General features: G+C 74.0%; 1 protein-coding gene. It reads left to right on the top strand.

Translation table 11 applies throughout. The features are described from left to right. On the top strand, positions 1 to 7,041 hold a 7,041-nt coding region (locus tag GPJ59_RS31400; RefSeq protein WP_219671313.1), incomplete at both ends, for a type I polyketide synthase.

The following is a 7,041-nucleotide window of genomic DNA, read 5'->3' as shown; positions in this document are numbered from 1 at the left end:
CGGGTGAGGTGGTGTTCACGGGGCGGTTGTCGGTGTCGGGTGTGTCGTGGCTGGGTGATCACGCGGTGGCGGGGTCGGTGCTGCTTCCGGGTACGGCGTTCGTGGAGTTGGGTGTGCGTGCGGGGGATGAGGTGGGGTGCGGTCGGCTGGAGGAGCTGACCCTCGAAGCCCCCCTGGTCCTGCCCGACCCGGCACACGGCGGCCCGGGCGGCGTACCTGTACAGCTGTCCGTCGGCCCCGCCGACGACGACGGCCGCCGCACCGTGACCGTCCACTCCCGACGCGAGGACGGCACGTGGACCCGTCACGCCGAGGGCCTCCTCGCCCCGGGCGCCCCGGCCCCGGCGGACACCGGCATCGACGGCGCCTGGCCCCCGGCCGGAGCCGAGCCCCTCGACCTCTCCGGCTTCTACGACGACCGCGAGGCCGCCGGCTTCCACTACGGTCCGGCGTTCCGTGGGTTGCGGGCGGCGTGGCGGCTGGGTGACGAGGTGTTCGCGGAAGTGGCTCTGGAGGCGGGGGACGTGGCGGACGCGGGCCGGTTCGGCCTGCACCCCGCCCTCCTCGACGCCGCGCTCCAGGCCGTCGGAGTCGGCGCGCTGCTGCCCGCGACCGGCGAAGCCCGGCTGCCCTTCTCCTGGCGCGACGTCGCCCTGCACGCCTCCGGCGCCGACACCCTGCGGGTGCGCCTGAGCCCGGCCGGCCCCGAGGCCGTGGCGCTCACCGCCACGGACGACAACGGCCTGCCTGTGATGACCGTCGGCTCGCTGTCGCTGCGTCCGTTGGCGGGTGGGGTGGCTGCCGGGGCGGTGGGTGATGCGTTGTTCCGGCTGGACTGGGTGCCGGCCCCGGCCGGCGGTGAGGCCGTGGCTGCGGGCCGGGTCGTGGAGGTGGACACGTCGGGAGGCGTTCGCTGCGCCCTGGACGTGGTGCTGGGCGCGCTGCGGGAGCACATTGCCGACGAGGACGCCGAGCGTCTGGTGGTGGTGACGCGGGGTGCGGTCGGTGCGGGTGCGGCTGATCTGGCGGGTGCGGCGGTGTGGGGTCTGGTGCGTTCGGCGCAGTCCGAACACCCGGGCCGTATCGCGTTGTTGGACCTGCCGGTCGCCGAGGACGCGGAACTCTCCGCGTATGTCGCTTCTGCCGAGCCGCAGGTGGTGGTGCGTGGGGGAGTGGCGCGTGTGCCGCGTCTGGTGCGGGCGGTGTCGCCGTCCGAGCCGGCTGCCGCGTTGTCGTTCGCCGAGGGCGGGACGGTGCTGGTCACGGGCGGTACGGGGACGTTGGGCCGGGCGGTGGCCCGGCATCTGGTCGCCGTGCACGGTGTACGGCATCTGCTGCTGCTCAGCCGTTCCGGTGGCGGCGAGGACCTGGTGGCCGAACTCGCTGAGGTGGGGGCGCAGGTGCGGGTGGTGGCGTGTGACGTCGCCGACCGCGAGGCGCTGGCCGCCGTCCTGGAGTCGATTCCGGCCGAGCACCCGCTGACGGGTGTGATCCACACCGCCGGTGTGCTGGACGACGGCGTGGTGGAGTCCCTGACGGCCGAGCGGTTGGAGAAGGTGCTGCGGCCGAAGGTGGACGCGGCGTGGAACCTGCACGAGCTCACCCGTGGGTCGGATCTGTCGGCGTTCGTGCTGTTCTCCTCCGCCTCCGGCCTGCTGGGCGCTCCGGGGCAGGGCAACTACGCCGCCGCCAACGCCTATCTGGATGCGCTGGCCCAGTACCGGCGTGACCTGGGCCTGCCGGGGCTGTCGCTCGCGTGGGGTCTGTGGGCCGAACGCAGCGGCATGACCGGCGCCTTGGGTGAGGGGGACGTCGAGCGGATCACCCGGGGTGGAGTCGCAGCCCTGTCCACCGAGGAAGGACTCGCCCTCCTCGATGCCGCACCCACCCACGACCAGGCCCTCCTCGCCCCCATGCGCCTCGACCCCGCGTCCCTGGCGTCCGGCGCGTCGGTGCACCCCCTCCTGCGCGCCCTCGTCCCGGCCCCGGCGCGCCCCGCCGCCGGGAGCGGCACCCGGACCGGCGGGTCCTCCCTCCAGCGGCGCCTCGCCGCCCTGACCGAGCCCCAGCAGGAGCGCTTCCTGCTCGACCTCGTCGGCGCCGAGGTGACGGCCGTTCTGGGCCGGGACATCGCGGCCGAGCCCACCCAGGTCTTCAAGGACATCGGCTTCGACTCCCTGTCCGCCGTCGAGCTGCGCAACCGGCTCAGCACCGTGACCGGCCTCCGGCTCCCCGCGACCCTCGTCTTCGACCAGCCGACCCCCGTCGCCCTCGTCGCGTACCTGCGCGGCCGCCTGACGGACAACGGCACGGCCGCGTCCGCCGCACCGACCGCCCGGAGCACCGCAGCTCCCGCCGACGACCCCATCGCCATCGTCGGTATGAGCTGCCGCTTCCCCGGCGGCGTACGGTCGCCGGAGGACCTGTGGAAGCTGGTCGCCTCCGGCGGCGACGCCATCGGCGACTTCCCCGCCGACCGGGGCTGGGACCTCGACAGCCTCTACCACCCCGACCCGGCGCACGCGGGCACCTCGTACGTCCGCGAGGGCGGATTCCTCGACGGCGCCGCCGACTTCGACCCGGTCTTCTTCGGGATCTCGCCGCGTGAGGCGCTCGCCATGGACCCGCAGCAGCGGCTGCTGCTGGAGACCTCATGGGAGGCCTTCGAACGCGCGGGCATCGCTCCCACCGCCGTACGCGGCAGCCGTACGGGCGTCTTCACCGGTGTCATGTATCACGACTACGTCAACCTCCTCACGGACCAGGAAGGCCTGGAGGGCTACGCGGGCAACGGCAGCGCCGGCAGCATCGCCTCCGGCCGCATCGCCTACGTCCTCGGCCTCGAAGGCCCGGCCGTGACCGTGGACACGGCGTGCTCCTCGTCGCTCGTCTCGGTCCACCTGGCAGGCCAGGCGCTGCGAGAGGGCGAGTGCGACCTGGCGCTGGCCGGCGGTGTGACCGTCATGTCCAGCCCGAACACCTTCATCGAGTTCAGCCGGCAGCGGGGGCTGGCGCCGGACGGGCGGTGCAAGCCGTTCGCGGCCGCCGCCGACGGCACGTCCTGGTCCGAGGGCGTGGCCATGGTGCTGCTGGAGCGGCTGTCGGACGCGCGGCGCCACGGGCACCGCGTCCTGGCGGTTGTCCAGGGTTCCGCCGTCAACCAGGACGGCGCGTCCAACGGGATGACCGCCCCCAACGGTCCGTCCCAGCAGCGTGTCATCGAACAGGCCCTCGACCGGGCGGGGCTGACCCCTGCTCAGGTCGACGTGGTGGAGGCGCACGGCACCGGCACGACGCTCGGCGACCCGATCGAGGCCCAGGCGCTCATGGCCACCTACGGCCGACACCACACGACCGACCGCCCGCTGTGGCTGGGGTCGGTCAAGTCCAACCTCGGTCACACGCAGGCCGCCGCAGGCCTGGCCGGTGTGATCAAGATGGTGATGGCGATGCGGCACGAGGTGCTGCCGCGGACCCTGCACGTGGACGAGCCGTCGCCGCACGTGGACTGGTCGGCGGGTGAGGTCCGGCTGCTGACGGACGAGGTGGCGTGGCCGCGGACGGCGCAGCCGAGGCGTGCGGCGGTGTCGTCGTTCGGCATCAGCGGTACGAACGCGCACACCATCCTCCAGGAAGCCCCCGCGGACCCCACGGAACACGAGCCGGCGCCTGACGGTGCTCCCGTCGCTCCGGTGTGGGTCGTGTCGGGCCGGGATGCGGCTGCGGTGCGTGGGCAGGCGGCTCGGCTGTTGGAGCGGGTGGGAGCCGATCCTGGTCTGTCGGTCGCGGACGTGGCGTTCTCACTGGCGACGACGAGGGCGGCGCTGGGCCGTCGAGCCGTGGTGGTGGCCGAGGACCGCGAGGGTCTGGTGACCGGTCTGGGTGCGCTGGCCGAGGGACGGGCGCTTCCGGGTGTGGTCGAGGGGTCCGTCTCGGGTGGGCGGCTGGCGTTCCTGTTCTCGGGTCAGGGTGCGCAGCGTCCGTCCATGGGCCGGGAGTTGTACGCGTCGCAGCCGGTGTTCGCGGCGGCGTTCGACGAGGTGTGCGCGCAGTTCGGGTTCCCGCTGAAGGAGGTCGTCTTCGGCGGGGGCGAGGAGGTTCACCGGACGGAGGTGACGCAGCCGGCGCTGTTCGCGGTCGAGGTGGCGTTGTTCCGGCTGGCCGAACACTTCGGCCTGCGGCCGGACTTCGTCGCCGGTCACTCCATCGGTGAGATCGCCGCCGCACACGTCGCGGGCGTACTGTCGCTGACCGACGCGTGCCGGCTGGTGGAGGCCCGTGGCCGACTGATGGGTGAACTGCCCGAGGGCGGCGCCATGGTGTCGGTCCGGGCCTGCGAGGCGGAGGTCCGGGAGCTGCTGGCCGAGGGCACCGACATCGCCGCGGTCAACGGACCGCAGTCGGTCGTGGTCTCGGGGGTCGAGGACGCCGTCCTCGCCGTGGCCGCGAAGCTTGCCGAGCGGGGTCGTAGGACCAAGCGGCTGACCGTCTCGCACGCGTTCCACTCGCCGCTGATGGAGCCGATGCTGGAAGCGTTCCGTGGCGTGGCCGAGCAGCTGACGTACCACGAGCCCGCCGTCCCGGTGGTCTCGAACGTGACGGGTGAGCTGGTCACCGAGTTCGGCGCGGCGTACTGGGTCGAGCACGTGCGTGCCGCGGTCCGGTTCGGCGACGGCATCCGTCACCTGGCCGAACAGGGGGTCGCACACTTCCTGGAGATCGGTCCTCAGGGCGTCCTCGCCGCCATGGCGGGCGAGTCCCTGCCGGAGGACTTCTCCGGGCTGCTGGCCCCCGTACTGCGCAAGGACCGTCCCGAGGCGGAGGCCTTCCTCGCCGCCCTCGCCCTGGCCTGGACCCGCGGACTGCCCGTGGCCTGGGACACCGTCCTGTCCGGCCGCCGCGTCGAGCTGCCCACGTACGCGTTCCAGCGCAGCCGCTACTGGCCCGACCATGCCCTCGCCCCCGCCCCCGCCCACACCCGCGACCTCGTCGTCGCCGCGGCGAGCGACCCCGCCTCTCCCCTGGCAGAGCGGATCGCCGGCGCTGAGGACCCCGACGCCGTCCTCCAGGAGCTGGTCCGGGACGGCATCAGCGCCGTGCTCGGGCACCGTGCCCAGGAGACGGAGGACCCCACCCGGTCCTTCCGCGACCTCGGCTTCGACTCGATGACCGCGGTGGAGTTCCGGACCCGCCTCAACGCGGCGACCGGGCTCCAGCTGCCCGCGACGCTCGTCTTCGACCACCCGACCCCGGCCGCGCTCGTCGCGTACCTGCGGGCCGCACTCCTGGACGGCGGCACGGCCGCGGCACCCGTCGCCCGGCGAGTCGCGGGCAGTGACGAGCCGATCGCGATCGTGGGCATGAGCTGCCGCTTCCCCGGCGACGTCGGCTCCCCGGAGGATCTGTGGCGGCTGGTCGACAGCGGGACCGACGCGATCACGCCGTTCCCCCGCGACCGCGGATGGAACGTCTCCGCGCTCTACGACCCCGACCCCGACCGCCTGGGCACCACGTACACCCAGGGCGGCGGCTTCCTCCACGGCGCAACCGAGTTCGACGCCGGCTTCTTCGGGATCTCGCCGCGCGAGGCGCTGGCGATGGACCCGCAGCAGCGGCTGCTGCTGGAGGTGTCCTGGGAGGCGTTCGAGCGGGCCGGTCTGCCCCCCGACGTCCTGCGCGGCAGCAGCACCGGTGTGTTCGTCGGCACGAACGGGCAGGACTACACGACGCTCGCCTCCCAGTCGGAGGAGCGCCTGGAGGGCTACCTCGGCACCGGTGGCGCCGGCAGTGTCGCCTCGGGCCGGATCGCCTACGCCCTGGGCCTGGAGGGTCCGGCGCTCACCGTCGACACGGCGTGCTCGTCGTCGCTGGTGGCCCTGCACCTGGCGGCGGAGGCGCTGCGGCGCGGCGAGTGCGACCTGGCGCTGGCCGGTGGCGCGACCGTCATGTCGACTCCGCAGTCGTTCATCGACTTCAGCCGGCAGCGCGGGCTGTCACCGGACGGGCGGTGCAAGCCGTTCGCGGCGGCCGCCGACGGCACGGGCTGGTCGGAGGGCGTCGGCGTACTGCTGGTCGAGCGGCTGTCGGACGCCCGCCGCAACGGCCACCACGTCCTCGCGGTGATCCGCGGTTCGGCCGTCAACCAGGACGGCGCCTCCAACGGGCTGACCGCGCCCAACGGCCCTTCCCAGCAGCGGGTGATCCGCCAGGCCCTGGCGAACGCCGGGCTGACGGCCGGGGACGTCGACGTGGTCGAGGCGCACGGCACGGGAACCCCGCTGGGCGACCCGATCGAGGCCCAGGCGCTGCTCGCGACGTACGGCCGGGAGCGCGCGGACGAGCAGCCCCTGTGGCTGGGCTCGCTGAAGTCGAACATCGGTCACACGCAGGCTGCGGCGGGTGTGGCGGGTGTGATCAAGATGGTGATGGCGATGCGGCAGGGGGTGCTGCCGCGGACCCTGCACGCGGACGAGCCCACCCCGCACGTGGACTGGTCGGCCGGTTCCGTACGCCTCCTCACCGAGGCCCGTCCGTGGCCCGAGGGCGACCGCCCCCGCCGCGCGGCCGTGTCGTCGTTCGGCATGAGCGGTACGAACGCCCACCTCGTCCTGGAGCAGGGTCCGGCCCGGGAGCAGGATCCGGCGCCCGCACCCGACGCGTCCCCCGACGCGCCGTGGCTGCTCTCCGCCAAGACCCCGGAAGCGCTGCGGGGCCAGGCCCTGCGACTGCGCCGGCACGTGGAGGAGCGACCGGCGCTGGACCTGGCCGAGGTCGGCCGGAACCTGGCCACGGCCCGGACGCTGTTCCCGCACCGCGCCGTGGTCACCGGCTCCGACCACGCCGGCCTCGCGGCCGCCCTCGAAGCGCTGGCCCGGGGCGAGGCCGACACCTACGTGGCTCAGGAGCCGGGCGGCCGGCTGGCGTTCCTGTTCTCGGGTCAGGGGGCGCAGCGGCCGGGGATGGGGCGGGAGTTGTACGCGTCCCAGCCGGTGTTCGCGGCCGCCTTCGACGAGGTGTGCGGGCAGTTCGAGCTGCCGCTGA

Source organism: Streptomyces bambusae (genome assembly GCF_019400985.1).
Classification (GTDB): Bacteria; Actinomycetota; Actinomycetes; order Streptomycetales; family Streptomycetaceae; genus Streptomyces; species Streptomyces bambusae_A.
This window is presented reverse-complemented; position numbering and strand designations above follow the sequence as displayed.